The sequence below is a fragment of the Mesorhizobium sp. genome (genome assembly GCF_004962245.1).
GTDB lineage: Bacteria > Pseudomonadota > Alphaproteobacteria > Rhizobiales > Rhizobiaceae > Mesorhizobium.
Genome location: NZ_SUHQ01000018.1, coordinates 129,941 through 148,013, shown reverse-complemented (window position 1 = coordinate 148,013; position 18,073 = coordinate 129,941). Strand labels below are relative to the sequence as shown.

Sequence of the window (18,073 nt, the reverse complement as noted above, 5' to 3'; positions counted from 1 at the left end):
GAAACGCCGGCCGATAGGCTACAGAAGGTGTTGCAATGACCTATTGAACCCACCGCCTCATGTCAGTCGTTAATGAAATCGGCGCCACTGCCTTAAAGCAGACGTTGCCGGCGCCGACTATAAGAGATCTTGGCTGCGCGCTAGTCTACCCCCTGCTCAAGGCGCTCGCGAAAGGCCGAAACAATTTCCCGCAGCAGATTTCGTGCTCCCGTCATCGCCCTGATTTCTGCATCCAATGGTGCGCCACGGGCCATATGTTAGAGGCGTCGGTGATCAACTCGTTCTCGAGCTCGTCTAGCCATGGCCCTGCCTGCCCCCCATTCTCGACAGCCAAGTGGTCCAGGGTTGTGCGAAGGCTCGCGTCGGAGAGCTTTGCATCTCGGGGGCGGCGGCCGCGCTGGCAAATGCGATTTACAACGCGACCGGTGTTCGGGTTCGTCATTACCCGATAACGCTCGACAAGTATCTCGATCGTCTTCCAGCCGCGGCTGGAATCTGGCGATACAAAAACTGTGCAGTGCTCTCGACCTCTTGGTTGCGAAGAAATGGCTTCCTGAGCGACTAGCGCCCGTCATACGCCGCAGCGATTTCGGCAGATTGGGATGGTCGGCCAGCGGGCACTCCATTGCCGATCTGATCCAGCTCAGGCAGCAGGAAGATGCCGTCGCGCACGGTACCGGCGGCGCCACGAGCTACAGTGTCGGCTTCACTTCCGGCGACCTCAATAGGCGGCAACGTCAAACCGTGCAGCAAGTTGGCCCCAAGAACCGCTTCGACCTTATTTTGAACTCTCGGAAACAAGACAGCCAGTGGGCCGCCGAGGACTATCCGCGCCGGGTTCAGTATGTGGATCAGATTGAGCAGACCAACAGAGATGACCGCTGCCCATGTGTCGAGCGTGATCTCAAGGGCTCTGCCGGGGTTGGGCATAGCCGCCAAATTTGCCAGCCCTTCTGCGATCGATTGCTCATCGGATAGAAGTGACAAGAAAGGGCCGTAGCCTCCAAGCAGGCCCAGGGTTTGCGATTTGGCGTCTTCGGGTTTGGCGGACAGGACCATATGACCTATTTCGCCAGCAAACCCGCTGACGCCCTCAGCAACACGCCCGTTGCGAATGATCGCCGCGCCAACACCTTCAGACAGCAACATGACCAGCAAGTCCTCCGTGTCATGCGTATCCAGCGCACCGATGGCGGCGGAAAGCGCGACGGCGTCGTTGCACACCCGGATCGGCCAGGGTGCTCCAAGCGAGGTTGCGACCAGCTGTCCAATATCGACATCCTCCCACTCCAGCAGTTTTGCCGACACCACGACTCCGTTGCGATCCACGATGCCGGGGACGGAAATTCCTACGCCCCGCACGCGCTTCGTATCGACACCCGCCCCCACGACGAGACGGCGGGCCAGGTCCGCAATTGTTTGAGCAACAGGGCCTGCGTCGCGAAAATTCTTGCTGTTGGGGACGACTATCTTCTTGAGCAAAGTCCCGCCGAAATCGACAAGCACGCCGGTCAGCCACGTGCTCGACACGTCTATCCCAATAAAGAAGGCTCCCTTCGGGTTTAGCGCGACCCGTATTCCCGGCCTGCCTACCTTGGCGGCCTCCTGCTGTTCGGTCAGTTCCATTGCCAGATCTGCCTGGAGCAGCACTGCAATAACGTTGCCAGCGGTTGCGCGGGTTAAGCCGAGTTCGCGGGCAATGTCGGCGCGCGAAAGAGGGGACGCCCTTCGCAACAACCGCAGACACCTCGTCTCATTGACGTGTCGGATGAGGTTGGTTGTTTTCAAGTTGCTCTTCTTTTCGATCGTCTGTTCGGTTGCAATCGTCCTGTTAACGTCAGGCAGCCGGCCGCGTCCAGCGTGATTGGACGCTCCCCACTTCAGAGCCGTGACAACTCGCCATCGAAATTGCCCATTGACGACCACTGAAGCCTATTAGTATAGGTTCAATGCAAATACAAGATAAGACGTCGATAGCGATCAGTTCTAACGACCGCTAACCAAATCTCTGGCTGATGGGTGACCTGCGCACTCATCAGGCGAAAATCCCAATCCAAAAAAGGACATCTGTCATGCTGAAAGGTATTGATCCCGTGTTGTCACCCGATCTTCTCCATGTGTTGCGGTCCATGGGGCATGGCCATGAGATCGCGATCGTGGATGCCAACTATCCCTGTGATGACGACGCCCGCATCATTCGCCTGGATGGTGTCCTGGGCACTCGGATCCTCGAAGCCATCCTTTCGGTGATGCCGCTTGAAAGTGGCGATTTACATGCGGCGTGCCGCATGATTGTCGATGGAAATCCTGAAACCGAGCTGCCGATATTCGGCGAATTCCTGGAAATCGTCTCGAAGCATGCCAGTCGGTCGTTGGCGTTGGCGCCAATCACGCCGGCTGAGTTCAAGGCGCGCGCCAAGAAAGGCTTTGCAATCGTCCTGAGCGGCGACGGGCGGCTCTATGGAAACATCCTGTTGAAGAAGGGCGTTGTCGCCCCTGCGAACTGACCTGCTCGGTGCATTCAATGGGGGGCTTGCGTCTTTCTTGTATCGGGAATATGTATTGAATGTAAACAAATTTGGCGTTGGCTTTCTGGGAGGACATTTATCCGCAGCCTGCGCACCAAACCTGGGAGGATGGATAAAATGAACACAAGGACCGTAGTGACAGCCATGGCAGTTGTCGGCTCTCTGCTGATGTCCGCCCAGTCATGGGCAGCGGACAAGCATCTCACGATCATGCTGTCGAGCCCCGATCTCGCGTTCCCGTTCTCGGTCCACATCATGAAAGAGATGCAGGATGAAGCTGCAAAACTCGGCAACATCGATGTGGTGGTGAGTGACGGTCAGCGCAATTCCAGCAAACAGAGCGCCGACATCGAGGCTGCAATCACAAAGGGCGTCGACGGCATCGTTATCAGCCCGAATGACTCCGCAGCACTGGCGCCGGCAATCCAGGAGGCGATCGATGCCAAGATTCCGGTTGTGACCGTCGATCGCTCTGTCGACAGCGTCAAGGGGATTCTCGCCCATGTCGGTGCCGACAATGTGAAAGGGGGCGAGGTTCAGGGCCAACTCATCATCAAGCTGTTTCCGAACGGAGCCAATGTGATGAACCTGCAGGGACAGCCGGGCACCAGCGCAGCGATCGACCGCAACAAGGGTCTACACAACGCGCTTGATCCACTGGCGACCAAATACAAGTTCGTCTTCGAGGACACGGCCGGATTTGATCGTGCCAAAGGCCTTTCCGTTACTGAGTCTGCCTTGGCGTCGATGGGAACGCCGCCTGACGCGATTGCCGCGGCAAACGATGACATGGCGCTCGGGGCCTTGGAGGCGCTGAAGGGCCGCGAGTTGACCGGCAAGGTAAAACTGATCGGATTTGACGCCCTGCCTGAATCCCTCGGCAAGGTTCGCGATGGAAGAATGACCGGGACCATCGAGCAGATGCCGGGCAAGCAGGGCAGGCAGGCGGTTGATATTCTCGTGGCCTTTGCCCGCGACGGAAAAGTTCCGGAAAACAAAATCACCCTCCTGACCCCGATCGCTGTGACGAACGACAACCTGGATGCAGGCGAACGCCTGGGCGAACTCAAGTAGCCATCCGGCGGTCTGCGCGCGAACGCAAATTCCTCCCAATTTCGATCGCGGGCATGGGTGAGGCCGCCCAGCAGCGGCCTCACCCGACCGGCTCACAGCCTCACGCGCTTTCCGAGCCACTGATTTTCATTCGGATACTCCTATGTCTCAGGCTCTCTTGCAGATGAACGGCATCACCAAGTCGTTTGGCGGCATTTCCGCACTCAGGTCGGTGGGCTTGCGCGTGGACACGGGTGAAGTCCACGCACTGCTGGGAGAGAACGGTGCCGGCAAGTCAACCTTGCTCAAGATCCTATCGGGCGCTCAACTGCCAGACGGTGGCGAGGTTACCTTTCTCGGCGTGAAGGCGGCGTTCAATTCTCCCCAGGATGCACAGCGCTGTGGCATTGCGACGATCTATCAAGAATTGACGCTCGTTCCTGGAATGTCGATTGCCGAGAACATCTTCCTGGGTCGTGAACCGGGCTGGGCGAACCTCGTGAACTGGCGAACATTGGTGAACCAAGCGCAAGGTTTGATGGCGAAGGTCGGGCTGGAGAAAGATCCTCTCACACCCGCCCGGGACTTGTCGGTGGCCGAACAGCAACTGGTCGAGATCGCCCGCGCCCTTTCGATGAGATCGAAACTTATCATCATGGACGAACCGACCGCAGCCCTTTCAAATGCTGAAGTTGACCGGCTCTTTGATATCGTGAGCGGGTTCAAGGCCGATGGTCTCAGTGTCATCTTCGTCACGCACCGCCTGGAAGAGGTGATGCGCGTGTGCGACCGCTTCACCATACTTCGGGATGGCAGGTTCGTTTGCGACGGAAACGTTGCCGCCACATCCGTCGATGCAATTATTCACCACATGGTCGGCCGCGAAATCACGGTAACGCAGCGGCGTCCGGCTCCCGCGGCCACCGATGCGGTCGTTCTCCGTGTCGAGCATCTTTCGCGGCGCCGGGGTGCGGAAGGGCTCAATGCGATGGCCCTTAGTGACATTAGCCTCGAGGTTCGACGCGGAGAAATTCTTGGGATTGCCGGCCTGGTTGGCTCCGGCCGGACGGAGACCGCGAGAGCTATCTTTGGCGCTGACCCCTTCGATTCCGGGAAGGTCTTCATCGATGGGGTTTTGTTGCAGGCAACGTCACCTCAAGATGCGATTCGCCAAGGCATCGGATTGGTTCCGGAAGATAGAAAGCAGCAAGCTTTGTTCCTGTCATTGTCGATACGCGCAAACCTGACAGTGGCTGCGCACGACAGAGTTTCCCGGCTGGGTGTCTTCATCGATCCAACCGCCGAGGACACATTAATCGCGCAATACAAGAAACTGCTTCGCATACGAATGGTGGGACCAGAGCAAATCGTATCCGACCTCTCCGGCGGCAACCAACAGAAGGTTGTTCTGGCGCGCTGGCTCGCCTTGGGTCCCAAGGTCCTCATCGTCGACGAGCCCACCCGCGGAATTGATGTCGGCGCCAAGGCGGAAGTCCACAACCTGTTGTTTCAAATGGCAAGCACTGGGATTGCGATCGTCGTGATCTCTTCAGAACTGCCTGAGGTGCTGGCGATAAGCGACCGGATCATCACGATGCGCGAAGGCCGTGTAACGGGCGAAGTGCAAGCGGATGCCGCCAGTCCTGAGATGCTCATGGCCCTGATGACCGTGGATGCGGTTGCGGCATGAGGCAGGATGAATCAGGGGAGAAGAACATGGTACAAGTGACGGCAGGCGAGGCGGTCGGAAGGCGGCCTCAGTTTCGGCCAATCAACGTTGCGGCACGTTTTGCGCCGGTGCTCTTCTTGGTTGTTCTCATGATCGGATTCTCGATCCTTGAGCCGCGCTTTCTCACACCGCTGAACCTCTTCAATGTCCTTCGACAAGTCTCCATCTACGGATTACTGGCGATCGGAATGACGTTCGTCATCCTCACGGCCGGCATTGACCTTTCAATCGGCTCAATTCTCGCAATGGCGGGGCTGGTTGCTGCGGTGGTGGCAAAAGGCGGCCTCGACAACCGTTTCAGCGTCGGCGATGGCTCCGCCTCGTTGGGACTGGGTTGGGAGTTCGCCGCTCTTGCAGCGGTCGGTGTCGGCGTCGCAGCCGGTCTTGTTCAAGGGCTGGCCATCACCAGGTTCAAGGTGCCGCCTTTTGTTGTGACCCTCGGGGGCATGTCAGCCTTTCGCGGCGCGGCGTTGCTCTTTTCTGGAGGTGGCCCCGTAAGCGGATTCGACGATGCGTTCGTTTGGTGGGGCCAAGGCAAAGTTGGGCCGGTCCCGGTTCCAGTTCTGATCTTTGTCCTGTTCGCCATAATTGCCCATATAACATTGAGCTACACCCGCTACGGTCGGCAGATTTACGCCGTTGGGGGAAACCCTGAGGCCGCACGTCTCGCGGGCCTCAATGTCCGGAAGATAATCCTTAGTGTCTATGTCATCACCGGGTTCTTTTCGGGGCTGGGAGCCTTCGTCCTCGCTGCACGGCTGAACTCGGCCGAGGCTGTGGCGGGGACCGGTTTTGAACTGACTGTTATCGCCTCGGTCGTGATCGGTGGGACCAGTCTGTTTGGTGGCACCGGCACGATATTCGGCACGGTCATCGGTACCGTTCTGATCGGTGTGTTGCTCAACGGTTTGGTCCTTCTCGACGTTTCCGCCTACGTCCAGCAAATCATCATCGGCGTCATCATCGTTCTGGCGGTCGCGTTCGACACCTTTGTGAAATCTCGGCGTAGAGCCTTGTGAGGGCCGGTGCGAAACGCTCGAGCGTTAGCCATCGCTCTTTGAGTTTCGCTAGTTCACAAACACCCAAACACGGCCTGGTCGAAAAGCCTCGTCACCTATGGAGTCCCTTGAGATGACAAAAAGTTCTCTGCCCAATTTCGGTCTTGATGGGAAGGTCGTGATGGTGACAGGCGCCGGGCGCGGCATCGGTCGTGCCTGTGCGCTGGCATGCGCCGAGGCCGGAGCCGATGTCGTGGCAATTGTTCGCGACAACAGTGCCGGCGCAGATCTGGTTTCTGCCATCGAAGCGCTCGGGCGCCGTGCTCTGCTCGTCAGGCTGGACATATCCCAAACTCAGCAAATCGAGCACGGTGTGCGAGATGCGGTAGCCCATTTCGGACAGATCGATGTGTTGGTCAACAATATCGGGATATCGCGCCGAAGCCCGGCCGAGTCCGTCAGTGAAGAAGACTTCGATCTGGTTCTCGGCACGAATCTGAAAGGCACGTTCTTCCTGACGCAGGCTGTTGCAAAGACGATGATCGAGCGAAGGGTCGGCCGTATCCTGAACATAAGTTCGCAAGCGGGGACCGTCACATTGCGTGGGGAAGCGATCTACTGCATGTCGAAAGCAGCGATCAATCACCTCACCCGGTGCCTGGCGGCGGAGTGGGGGCCACTGGGAATAGCCGTGAACAGCATTTCACCGACCTTTATCTGGACAGACTCGACCCGTCCGTATCTGAGCGACCCTGCAGCTCACCAGCAGACGCTCGCACATATCCCGTTGGGTCGAATTGGGGAGACGGAAGATGTCACAGGAGCCGTCGTCTACCTGGCCTCTCAGGCAGGATCTCTTGTCAACGGGGCGAACTTGATGATCGATGGCGGCTGGTCAATTGCGTGAGATCAATGGACGCCGAATGGGATCGTTGCCGCGATCCCGTTCGGCTGCTTTTGTAAAGCAGGGGGCCGGTTGCGCACGGCCGGGCTCATCACATCAAGCGCGGCTCTGCGGATCGAGGCAAGATTGCGCGTAGAGCCAGCTGGAATGTCTTCCGCGTGTTCGTGTCTGCTGCGCTTGATGTCTCACGCCCAGGCTGATGCCAGCCGGGGCGTGAACTTGGCAGCGGAGATCAGTTGGCGACCTTGCCGCAGGTCGTGAGAGCGTCTTGCGGCGTGCAGACTTCGGTGCCGGTCTTGATGAACGGTTCGACGGTGCCGCCCTTGCTCAACTTGTCGAGCGCCATGATGGTCTCGAAGCCCATGTCATAGGGGCGCTGGCCGATATTGTAGTGGCTGAGGCCGGCGGCGAGCAGCGGCAGTTGCGGACCGAAATTGTCACCGAAGACAACGACCAGATCCTTGCTGTCGAGACGCGCCTTCAGCGGCGTCATGGCCTGCTTGTAGGCTTCCGGGGCGTATTGCGCCCAACCGCCAACCGCAACGAAGGCGCTGAGTTCGGGATTGTTGGTCATGACGTCGCGCACCTGCTGGGCGGCAAGCGTGATGTCGTCATTGTTGTAGACAGGGCAGCCCGCCGGCTCGGTCCACCCGTTCTGGCCAGTGAGGCTCTCGACGCCCTTGTCCTTGGTGACGCCGGCCAGCGTATCGCGGATGCCCTGCACGCGTGCCTTGAGGTTTTCGGAAGCCGGAGCGCCGGACTGGATGCAGACGGTGCCGTTCTTCTTGTGGGCGAGTACCTTCTGCGCCAGCGCCACGCCGAACTCGTAATTGTCAGTGCCGATATAGGTCGAGCGCAGGCCGGCGTCTTCCGGCAGCACGTCGGTGTCATAGGTGACGACCGGGATACCCTTTTCCTTGGCCATCTTCATGATGCGGGCCATGGCCTTCGGATTGCCGGCCGAAATGCCGAGGCCGGCGACGCCGCGCGTGACCATGTCCTGCGCCAGCTGTACTTCCTTGGCCTCGTCATATTCCGTCGGCCCGATATAGGTGCATTTGACGTCGCCCAGTTTCTTGGCGGCGGCTTCGCAACCGGCCTGGATCGGCGGGCTGAAGGCGTTGTTGAGAACCTTGAAGACAAGCGCGAATTCGCGCTCCTCGGCATTGGCTTGGACCCCCGTCATGCCGATTGCAAGACAAGCGAGAGAGAGCGTGGTTTTAAGCGTTTTCGACAGCGACATTGTTTCCTCCATTTGGGTTCGCCGTGACGTGTCCGCCCTAAGTCTTTGTTGGAGCATGATCTTTTCGGGATCATGCCTTAGCGTCGCACAGAGCGGATTCTTTCCAGGAGGACGGCTGCAAGGATGAAACATCCTACAAACGTGCCCTGCCAGAACGGGTTGACGCCTGCCAGAAGCAGCGCGTTGCGAATGGTTTCGACGAGAATGGCGCCGATGCCGGCGCCAAGTGCCGATCCAAAGCCGCCGGTCAGCGAAGCGCCGCCGATGACGGTCGACGCGATGACCTGCAGCTCGTAGCCGGTGCCGATGGAGTTGGTCACCGCGCCCAGCCAGCCGACGAGGAAGATGGCGGTCACACCCACCATGAAGCCGCTGAACGCATAGGCCGAGATCTTGATCAGATCGACCGGAATGCCCGATAGCCGCGCCGCCGGCTCGTTGCCGCCGATGGCGAAGAGATAGCGACCCCAGCGCGACATGGTCAGCAGGAAATGCAGGACGATCACACCAATGACCAGGGCATAGACCACGTTGGGCAGGCCTAATGTGTAGCCGCCGCCGAGCGCGACGATCGCATCGCTTGCCCGGCCGAATTCGTAGAAGACCTGGTTGTTGGTCAGCACCAGAGCCAGGCTGCGACCGATCGACAGCGTCGCCAGTGTGACAATGAAGGGCGGCAGCTTGACGTAGGCAATGATCGTGCCGTTGACGGTGCCGCACAGCACACCCATCGCCAGCGTCGCCGCAATGCCGACGACAAGCGGCATGTCGGCGTTGAGCACGATGCCCAGCGTGACACCGCACATGCCCAGGATTGAACCGACCGAAATGTCGATGCCGCCGCTGATGATGACCGGCGTCATGCCGATGGCCATGATGCCGATGAAGCAAGCGTTCTGGAAGATGTTGAGCAGGTTTCCGGGCGTGGCAAATTTCGGCGCGATCATCGAGACGACGAGGCCGAGCACCAGTATGGCAATGGCGATCCAGGTTTCCTGTGCCAGAAGCACGCGGTTCAACAGCGTGCGGCTCGACCCTTTCAAAAGGTCGATCTCCATTCCGGGATGGTCGTCGGGGGCGCTCATGGCATGGCTCCGTGGCGAGGCTGTTTCAAGCGGTCTGGATGGCGCCGGTGATCAGGCCGGTCACTTCCTCGGGGCTGGATTGGGCGATCGGCTTGTCGGCGACCTTGCGGCCGCGGCGCATCACCACCACGCGGTCGCAGACCTCGAACACGTCGGGCATGCGGTGGCTGATCAGGATGACCGAAAGGCCCTGGTCCTTCATGCGGCGGATCAGGGCCAGCACTTCGGCAACCTGCCTGACGCTGATCGCCGCAGTCGGCTCGTCCATCAGCACGATCTTGGACTTGGCCAGCCGGGTCCGGGCGATGGCCACTGCTTGCCGCTGGCCACCCGACATGCGTACGACCAGGTCGGCGGGCCGTGTCTCCGACTTCAACTCGCGGAAAATCTCGGCCGAGCGGGTGTTCATGCTCTTGTGGTCGAGCACCTTCAGCGGCCCAAGCTGCCTCATGATCTCGCGGCCGAGGAAGACATTGGCCGACGCGGTCAGATTGTCGCAAATCGCCAGGTCCTGATAGACGACCTCGATGCCGTGCCTGCGTGCATCCGCAGGCCCCGACAGCTGCACCGATTTGCCTTCCAGCACATAGGTGCCCGATGTCGGCTGGAAATTGCCGGCGATGGTTTTGACCAGCGTCGATTTGCCGGCGCCATTGTCGCCCATCAGGCCGAGAACCTCACCCTCATTTATGTCGAGTGAGACATTGTCCAGCGCGCGGACGGCACCGAAATCCTTCACGATATGTTCGAGACGCGCTAGAACCGGCATCGCATCCTCCCATGCCATTTTGTAAGTTTTGGATACAAATCATCGTTTGAAACCTGGGTCAATAGGCGTGAAGTGCCAAATATTTTGTTGCAGCGCACATCATTTTGGGTCTTTTAAACCGGCATGAAAGTCAATTAGTATGTTAATCAAACAAATCATGGAGGAAAGCGTGCTGGTGTCGACCGATCTTCGGCCGAATGAAACGCGGGCCCTTGCGGCGCTGTTTCGTGCCGGCGCGTTGAGCCGGGCAGCGCTCGCACGCGATCTCGGCCTGACCCGCTCGACCACCGGCGCACTGGTGCTGGGGCTGACGGAAGCTGGTCTGGCGCGTGAGCGGTCGGATGGAGCGGATGACGAGCAGGACGGCGAGGGCCGGGTCGGCCGCCCCGGAATCCTTGTCGAGATCGAAGGCAATGGCGGCTTTTTCCTTGGCGCCTATATCGGCGTGAACTGGATCGCTGCCGTGGCTGTCGACCTTGCCGGCACCCAGCGTGCCAGCGCCTCGAGGGCCTTTGTCGGCCCAGGCAGCACACCTGCCGCTGCGGTCGCTATCATCAACGAGCTCGTCGCAGAGATCCGTTCGCTGTTGCCTGAGGGCACACGCCCCTACGGGCTCAATGTCGCCGTGCCAGGCTTTCCCGCCGCCGACGGTGTTTCATACCATGCCACTATCCTGGGCTGGCACGGGGTCAATCTCGCCGAGCTTTTCGGCAATGCCTTTGGCGACGATTTTCCGATCCTGCTGGAAAACGATGCCAATGCGGTCGCGGTGGCCGAGACGTACCGGGCGCAGCCTGGAAAGGATGATGAGGACGCTCTGGTCATCCTGATCGAGAACGGCGTCGGCGGCGGCATCATCAATGCCGGCAGGCTGCATCGCGGCCGGCTTGGCGGCGCTGGCGAAATCGGTCATCTGCGCATTGGCGACGAAGGTTTTGTGTTCGACGCGAAGCGCCCGGGCCGGCTGGAATCCTATGTCGGCAAGGATGCGTTGCTGGCCCGCTACCTCCACATAAGCGGGCGGCGCGCCGGCGTGGATGAGTTTGTGGCGGCGCTTGCCGGCGGCGATCCGGCAGCCATCGCCACCGCGCGCGACTGGGCGCTCTGGTTTGGTCGCGGCCTGGCGACACTCGCCTGCACCTTGCAGCCGGAGCGCATCATCCTCTCCGGCTCGGTCAATGCCATCTATCCCTTTGTCGCCGAACAGGTGGAAGCTTTCCTGCTGGACTTCCTGGCTGAAGGTTATCCCGTTCCCACGATCGAACTGTCGCGCGTCGGCGCCGACGGTCCGGCATTGGGCGCTGCCTGTCTGCTGCATCAGGCAGCTTTGTCGGGTGATCCGCAATTTCAACTTCGCGGCCTCGCCGCGCGTTAATCAGGAGAAAATTCCATGCCTCGCAAAGACGAAAAGCGGCTGCGTGTCGGCGTGCTCGGCTGCGGCCCGATTGCGCAGGCGGCGCATTTCGAATCCTGCACCAAAGCGCGCAATGCCGATCTCTATGCCATCTGCGATGTCGCCGACGATCTGCGCGACAGGATGGCCGCCACTTTCGCACCCGAGAAATCCTACGCCGACTATGGCCAAATGCTGGCGGATCCCGATCTCGATGCCGTCATCATTGCGACGTCAGACACGTTTCACGTCAAGGCCGCGGAACTGGCGCTGGATGCCGGCAAGCACGTGCTTTGCGAAAAACCGCTGGGTATTTCAGTCGAGGAAGTCGAAGGCTTGCGGGCGGCGATCGACAAGAGCGGCAAGGTGCTTCAGATCGGCCATATGAAACGTTTTGATCCCGGCGTCCAGGCGGCAAAGGCCTTCGTCGATGACGAGATGGGAGAGGGGCTGGCATTCAAAGGCTGGTATTGCGACAGCACTCATCGCTACCCCATGACCGACGCCGTGCAGCCGCTCATCATCACCAGCGCCAGAGCGCGCAAGCCGTCCGTCAATCCCAAGGCGGATCTGCGCCAGTACTATATGCTGGCGCATGGCAGCCATCTCCTCGATACGGCGCGCCATCTGCATGGGCCGATCGAGGCCGTCGAGGCCCATCTCACCGAGCGCTACGGCGCCTATTGCTGGTTCGTCACCGCCATCTTCGCAGACGGTTCGGTTGGCCATCTCGACCTGACGGTGGCCGTGCGTATGGACTGGCACGAAGGGTTCCAGATCTACGGCCAGAACGGCAGTGTCCTCGCGAAGACCTATAACCCCTGGTACTACAAGAGCAGCGAGGTCGACATTTTTCGCGAGGCCGATGGCAGCTGGCATCGCACGCTTGGCGCGGATGGCCATTTCTACCGACGCCAACTCGAAGGATTTGCCGATGTCGTGCTGAACGGCGCGCACATGGTCGGCGCCGGCATCGACGACGGCATCGCATCCGTCAGGGGAATGGCGGCGATTGCTCGCTCCGCTTCTGCCGGCGGCCGAGCCGTCTACCTCGCCGATGTCGACGGGGTTGTCTGATGCAGCTGGGAATTTTCGCCAAGACCTTCACTGCCACCGGCGCCTTGCCGGTGCTGCGCGCGGTGGCGGATGCCGGCTACGCGGCGGCGCAGTTTAACATGGCCTGCCTCGGACTGCCGTCGATGCCGGACAGCATCGAGCCCGATGTGACCCGATCGGTCGCCGTGGCAAGCGGTCAGACCAGGGTTTCGATCGCGGCAGTGTCCGGAACCTACAACATGATCCATCCGGATCGCTTGGTTCGCGATCAGGGGCTCGCCCGGCTCGAAGTGCTGGCCGCATCATGCGCGGATATAGGCACGCGCCTGATCACGCTGTGCACTGGCACCCGGGATGTGCAGGATCAGTGGCGCTGGCATCCCGACAATGACAGCGAGGCCGCTTGGAGCGATCTATGCACGGAGATGGAAGCGGCGACCGCGATCGCCGAGCGCTTCGACATCGAGCTTGGCATCGAACCCGAACTGGCCAATGTCGTCTCCGGCGCCCGGGCCGCACGCCGATTGCTCGACGAAATGAACAGTACGCGCCTGCGCATTGTGCTCGACCCCGCAAATCTGTTCGAAGTGGCCGACAAAGGTGAGCGTCATCGCTTGATCGACGAGGCCGTCGGCTTGCTGGCGGGCGAAATCGGCCTCGCCCACGCCAAAGACCGCAATGTCGATGGCAGTTTTGCCGCCGCCGGGCAGGGCATCATCGACTTCCCGCATTTCATCGGCCGCCTGAAGGCCGCCGGCTTTGACGGACCCCTGATCACGCATGGTCTGACGGAAGCCGAGGCGCCGGAAGTCGGCGCCTTCCTTCGCGGCGTCCTCGAAGAAAGCGGAAAAGCGTGAAAAAGACCTTCAGCCGCGAGGGTGTCGACCTTGCCTACCGGGATGTCGGCGACGGGCTTCCCGTCATCTTTCAGCATGGCCTCGGTGGCGATGAGGCGCAGGTCGCCGACGTGTTTCCCGATCGGCCGCAGACGCGGCGCCTGACGCTCGAATGCCGTGGCCAGGGCGTATCCGGATACGGGCCGGTCGAGCGGCTTTCGATCGCGACGTTTGCGCACGACATCGAAGCGCTGGCCGACGATCTCGGCCTCGGCGCGGCCGTCGTCGGCGGCATCTCGATGGGCGCCGCACTGGCGCTGCGCCTGGCGGTGCACCGGCCGTCTCGCGTGCGTGCGCTGGTGCTCGCCCGGCCTGCCTGGGTGTCCGAGGCGGCGCCGGCCAATATGAAGCCCTATGCCGTGGTCGGCGATCTCTTGATGCGTCATTCGCCCGAGAAGGCCAGGCGTCTGTTCGATGACAGCACCATTGCCGCCGAACTGGCGAGACTGGCGCCGGACAATCTCAGCAGCCTGCAAGGCTTTTTCAATCGCCCTGACCCGGTTCTCTTCGGCAGGCTGTTGGTGGCGATCGCCGGCGATGGCCCTGGCGTGAGCGAGGCCGAAATCCGCACTATCGCGGTTCCGACCCTGGTCATCGGCCATGGCCAAGACCTTGTCCATCGCCTGGCCGACGCGCAAGTGCTGGCTGGGCTCATCCCGCCCGCCCGGCTTTGCACCATTACGGCCAAATCGCAGGATCGCGCGGCCTACCGGCGGGAGTTCCGCGCCTGTCTTTCGGAGTTTCTGGAAACGCTCGCATGACGGATCAAATGATGGGCGACACAATCGCTGTGGTCGAGATCGGCGGCACGTCGGTCAAGGTCGGCTTCGCCGACCGCGGCAATCCGTTGGATTTTGCCCGCACTTACCCCACTGCGCAGCTGCGCCAAGGGGCGCCAGTGGCAGGGCTGGCCGATGTCGTCGCGGCGGCCTCCCGCGACTCCGGCCTCAAGCCGGCCAGCGTGGTGGCGACCGTGCCTGGCTTCATAGGCAAGGATTTTGACACTGTACTGCACACGGCCAACTTTCCCGAGCTAGAAGGCATCCGGCTGGGCACCGAATTGGCGTCAAAGCTCGGCGTTCCCGTCCGCCTGGAACGCGACGTCGTGCTGCAATTGCTGGGTGAAAGCGTTGCCGGTGCGGTGAGGCGGCAAAAGGAAGTGCTGGCGGTCTATCTCGGCACCGGCATAGGTGCGGCCTATCTCGGCAAGGATGGCATTTTTCGCGGCGGCGGCTGGGCGCTCGAAATCGGCCATATGCCGGTCTACAGGCCTGATGACGGCGGACGGCCAAAGCGCGCCGAGACCTACGCGTCGGGGGCGAGACTGGTCGAACTTGCGTCAGATTATGAAGTTCCGGTGGCGGATTTGTTTGTGGCTGTCGGGCAGCCCCCGTCGCTGGGTGAATGGCTCGACGAGATCCTCTGGCAGCAGGCCGTGACCATCGCAACTGCAGCCGCCTTGTTCTCTCCGCAAACAATCCTGATCGGCGGCGGCATCGTGGACATGAAGTCCTATCCCCGCCAGACGCTTATGCAGCGCATTGCCGAGAGCCTGCCGCATTCGCTTGTTGTCGAGCCTCTGGATATACGCTGGGCGGCCCTTGGCTGGCAGGCGGCCCTTCATGGCGCTGTGCTGCTCGCCGCAGTGTGATCGCGCGGTGCACGCGCCATTCAGTCACTGCGCTTCAAAGCAACGCGGTTTCGGCGGTTCACGATTTTGGTCATGAATCGGCGGACTACGTCTTGCCAGCCATGCTCTTGGCGGAATCCGAGTAGCGCGGGCAGGGCGGTCCGATATTTGCCTTCGTGGATCCCGAGAGCGACGATCTCGTCGCTTTCGCTCGCATCATAACGGACGGCGTCTATAAAGCGATGATCATTATCAAGGCCAGTTGGCGTGGCACAGGACGCCTTGTTGATGGAGAACGTGTTGAACGATCCCGCGGGCCAAACGGCAGCTTACTTACAGATTGTGCCGAGACCGGACTGGCAGCAAACGGCCCCACTCCGGTCATTCGACAGACATAACGGGGATGGCCGCTCCTGGCGCTCTGTGCTCGTTGCCGCCGACCGATTCAAACGGCAGGGCCTAACCCATCTCGGCCATTCGCGGCATAGCCAGAATGACTGAGTTTTACCCTAGTCTTCCTCCCGAAAATCCTGCAGCGAGGCATGGCGCAGATTCTCCTCGCCGCGGAGATGCTTCACGCGGCCGATCAACCCGGCCGGCCTCGATGACCGACCGTCTTTCGTCCACCAAATCGGCGTAGGTCGAGCTGACGAAGATTTAGTATTTAACGTCCATGCGGCTTCACCCTTCGATCCGCCCTTGTAAGTCTGCAAGCAGGCTGGGGATAACGTTCCGTGCCCGCATCAAGAAGCCGAGTCATGATTCTTGCAAGGGGTGAAGCGATCAAAGCCCGACCCGCGCGCTGGCACGCTAGGTTGCCCGGTTTACCGGAAGGAATAATCACTTGCGGCCGAGGAGTATGAAACGTGCGGTGCCCCCCGCCGCAGCGACAGCCTTCGCTATTCCTTCTTGTCGACCAGCGCCCGTAGTGCCGAGACGTCATGCAGCAATAACCTGCTGCCGCGCTTTTCGATCAGGCCTCTCTTGGCGAGGTCGCTCATTTCGCGCGAGACCGCTTCCCTGTGCGTGCTCATCGTTGCCGCCAGCTCGGAATGCGTCGGTGCCGGGCTTATGGACACCTCGCCGTCCACGAGTGCGGCTTTCTCCGCCCGATGCAGGAGCTCGACGATCAGCCGTTTTCGCACGACCAGAGTGCTGTATTCGAATACCCGCTCGGTCATGCGCCGGAGCTGGGCAGACAGATGCTCAAGCAGCATCCAGGCAAAAGTCGGGTGGGTCATCACGATATCCCGGAATGCTGTGCCGGACAGCCGTGCAGCGCGGGTTGCCTCCAGCGCGACTACGCTGGCAGAGCGTGCAATCCCGTCAATGCCTCCGAGCTCCCCGAAAATGTCACCCGGTTCGACATCGCGATACGCTATCTCCCTGCCGTCCGCTGAAACCAGTGTCACGCGAGCCCGTCCTTCCAGCAGGAAGAAGACATCGCGACCAGTGTCGCCGTGGGAAATGATTAGCTCGTTGTGTCGATAGCTGCGCTCGTGCCACCGTTTGGTCAGCGCGGCGAGGTCGGCATCGCAAAGTCTTGAGATGAAGGCCAGAGAGCCTGTCACAACGGTCTCTTGTTCAATAAAGTGTACTTCACCTTACTCCCTATCCAAGGAAATTTGATGGCCGCAGGCCCCGCTTTCCGGGATGCAAACTGGGAGCGGATTTCGCCAATGTTTTCCCCGGTGTGGGAATTCCCACAGCCGAGCCTGGTTCGACTGTCATATCCTTGTTGCAACGTCAGGCCCGCCGGCTCGTGTGCAAGCCGGCGAAGGGAAAGGGAACAGTCATGAAATTCTTGGCTCCCATCACAAAACTTGCTGCGGGGTTTCGCAAATTCGTCGCGCCGCGCTACCGCCCGGAGCTTTATTACATGCGTGGCCCGGGGCCAGCCACCGCCCGCCGTCTGGGCACGCCGCGGCAAAACCAATCCATCGACCACTACGCCTAACTTGCCTCGCGGACGGCTGACGCTCTCGCCCGGAGTGCCGTTCGAGCCGTTCCGTACCGGTCAATTCAGATCAATGAAGGGACGATCTGATCATGGTTATAATTCATGCTGCCGCCATTGGTCCATTTCGCAGGTGGTTACGCCTCCGCGCCGAGCGAAAAGCTCTCTTGTCGGCAACGGACCAGTTGAGCCGTTTACCCGATGACGTTCTTGGCGACATCGGCATCTCATGTGACGAAATCATGTGCGCTTTGCGAAGCCGCGCCATCCGTCATGCGGAGGCAGGCGCGGCCGGCACGACGATCGAGCGCACCAGGATCGCTTCGGCCTCGATCCCGAAACGGTTGGCCGCCGGCAGTGGCTACGCCTCGGCCGAGATCCCTTTGGCTGGTCCACGAGCGCGCGATCGAGCCTTACATTGCGGCTTCGACAAGCAGCGGCGCGCGGACGGGACCTTCGAACGGCACTACACCTGCGACCCCAAGGACTGAATGTTGACCGACGGGAGCTGGGGAGGATCTCAAAATGATCATGTCAGTTGTTAAGTCCCTCGCGCGCCTCTGACGCTCGGCACCGCGCTGATCGTAATCAGTCCGGCTTCATTGCCGGCTTCTGACGCTCAGGACCTCGCGTTCGCTCACGCTGACATGCCCAATCAAACAGCTGAAAGACGTCTATTTGGATTGCGAGCGGGGAGGCCGCCGGTGCGCTGGGGACGGAAGACGTGATGTACTGTTCGATGCGCGAGTTCCGACTAGGCGCGCGATAGCAGTTTGCGCATAATCAACGGAGAAATGCGCTAACTGTGACGGCGGTGGTCACCGTGGCTCGA

17 protein-coding genes are annotated in these 18,073 nt (G+C 60.6%); 12 read left to right on the top strand and 5 right to left on the bottom strand.

Going from position 1 to position 18,073, the window contains the following annotated elements; translation table 11 throughout:
* Positions 1-561: 561 nt before the first annotated feature.
* On the bottom strand, positions 562-1,788 hold the full coding sequence (locus tag E5X88_RS20220) for an ROK family transcriptional regulator (RefSeq protein WP_292164359.1): 1,227 nt from the start codon (positions 1,786-1,788) through the stop codon (positions 562-564).
* A gap of 284 nt (positions 1,789-2,072) precedes the next feature.
* Between E5X88_RS20220 and E5X88_RS20215 the strand changes: the two genes are divergently transcribed.
* From E5X88_RS20215 to E5X88_RS20195, 5 genes are all read left to right on the top strand, one after another.
* Positions 2,073-2,507 carry an RbsD/FucU domain-containing protein gene (locus E5X88_RS20215; protein WP_292164357.1) on the top strand — a complete coding sequence of 145 codons (435 nt, stop codon included), beginning with the start codon at positions 2,073-2,075 and terminating at the stop codon, positions 2,505-2,507.
* 138 nt (positions 2,508-2,645) lie between these two features.
* Entirely contained in the window at positions 2,646-3,602 is a 957-nt protein-coding gene (locus tag E5X88_RS20210; RefSeq protein ID WP_292164355.1) for a substrate-binding domain-containing protein, read from the top strand.
* Between the two features lie 163 nt (positions 3,603-3,765).
* Complete coding sequence (locus E5X88_RS20205) at positions 3,766-5,271, top strand: sugar ABC transporter ATP-binding protein (RefSeq protein ID WP_292164353.1); 1,506 nt, start codon at positions 3,766-3,768, stop codon at positions 5,269-5,271.
* Positions 5,272-5,297: 26 nt separating this feature from the next.
* Entirely contained in the window at positions 5,298-6,329 is a 1,032-nt protein-coding gene (locus E5X88_RS20200) for an ABC transporter permease (protein ID WP_292164351.1), read from the top strand.
* Between the two features lie 112 nt (positions 6,330-6,441).
* Positions 6,442-7,215, top strand: a complete 774-nt coding sequence (locus E5X88_RS20195; protein ID WP_292164349.1) for a 3-oxoacyl-ACP reductase family protein — start codon at positions 6,442-6,444, stop codon at positions 7,213-7,215.
* A 229-nt stretch (positions 7,216-7,444) separates the two neighbouring features.
* Here the strand turns inward: E5X88_RS20195 and E5X88_RS20190 are convergent, their stop codons facing one another.
* The 3 genes from E5X88_RS20190 to E5X88_RS20180 form a co-directional block, all read right to left on the bottom strand.
* Entirely contained in the window at positions 7,445-8,455 is a 1,011-nt protein-coding gene (locus tag E5X88_RS20190) for a sugar-binding protein (protein ID WP_292164347.1), read from the bottom strand.
* 77 nt (positions 8,456-8,532) lie between these two features.
* Complete coding sequence (locus E5X88_RS20185; RefSeq protein ID WP_366664768.1) at positions 8,533-9,513, bottom strand: ABC transporter permease; 981 nt, start codon at positions 9,511-9,513, stop codon at positions 8,533-8,535.
* A gap of 52 nt (positions 9,514-9,565) precedes the next feature.
* Positions 9,566-10,309, bottom strand: a complete 744-nt coding sequence (locus E5X88_RS20180) for an ATP-binding cassette domain-containing protein (protein WP_292164343.1) — start codon at positions 10,307-10,309, stop codon at positions 9,566-9,568.
* Positions 10,310-10,448: 139 nt separating this feature from the next.
* Here E5X88_RS20180 and E5X88_RS20175 point away from each other — a divergent pair, with 139 nt between their 5' ends.
* From E5X88_RS20175 to E5X88_RS20155, 5 genes are read left to right on the top strand one after another with little or no spacing between them, the layout of a single operon-like run.
* Positions 10,449-11,684: an ROK family transcriptional regulator gene (locus E5X88_RS20175; RefSeq protein ID WP_292164341.1), complete on the top strand. Its 1,236-nt coding sequence runs from the start codon at positions 10,449-10,451 to the stop codon at positions 11,682-11,684.
* Positions 11,685-11,699: 15 nt separating this feature from the next.
* Positions 11,700-12,779 (top strand): Gfo/Idh/MocA family oxidoreductase, encoded by a 1,080-nt coding sequence (locus E5X88_RS20170; protein ID WP_292164339.1) that lies wholly within the window; start codon positions 11,700-11,702, stop codon positions 12,777-12,779.
* Positions 12,779-13,615: a sugar phosphate isomerase/epimerase gene (locus E5X88_RS20165; RefSeq protein WP_292164336.1), complete on the top strand. Its 837-nt coding sequence runs from the start codon at positions 12,779-12,781 to the stop codon at positions 13,613-13,615. The genes E5X88_RS20170 and E5X88_RS20165 overlap by 1 nt, the downstream gene beginning before the upstream one ends.
* Positions 13,612-14,415, top strand: coding sequence for an alpha/beta hydrolase (locus E5X88_RS20160; protein ID WP_292164334.1), 804 nt, complete (start codon positions 13,612-13,614; stop codon positions 14,413-14,415). Before E5X88_RS20165 ends, E5X88_RS20160 begins: the two co-directional genes overlap by 4 nt.
* On the top strand, positions 14,412-15,305 hold the full coding sequence (locus E5X88_RS20155) for an ROK family protein (protein WP_292164333.1): 894 nt from the start codon (positions 14,412-14,414) through the stop codon (positions 15,303-15,305). The genes E5X88_RS20160 and E5X88_RS20155 overlap by 4 nt, the downstream gene beginning before the upstream one ends.
* Positions 15,306-16,183: 878 nt before the next feature.
* Here E5X88_RS20155 and E5X88_RS20150 read toward each other — a convergent pair.
* On the bottom strand, positions 16,184-16,855 hold the full coding sequence (locus E5X88_RS20150) for a Crp/Fnr family transcriptional regulator (protein ID WP_029356805.1): 672 nt from the start codon (positions 16,853-16,855) through the stop codon (positions 16,184-16,186).
* Between the two features lie 224 nt (positions 16,856-17,079).
* Between E5X88_RS20150 and E5X88_RS20145 the strand changes: the two genes are divergently transcribed.
* Together E5X88_RS20145 and E5X88_RS20140 are read left to right on the top strand one after the other, a co-directional pair.
* On the top strand, positions 17,080-17,241 hold the full coding sequence (locus tag E5X88_RS20145; RefSeq protein ID WP_292164332.1) for a hypothetical protein: 162 nt from the start codon (positions 17,080-17,082) through the stop codon (positions 17,239-17,241).
* Between the two features lie 185 nt (positions 17,242-17,426).
* Positions 17,427-17,732 (top strand): hypothetical protein, encoded by a 306-nt coding sequence (locus E5X88_RS20140; protein WP_292164379.1) that lies wholly within the window; start codon positions 17,427-17,429, stop codon positions 17,730-17,732.
* Positions 17,733-18,073: the final 341 nt, after the last annotated feature.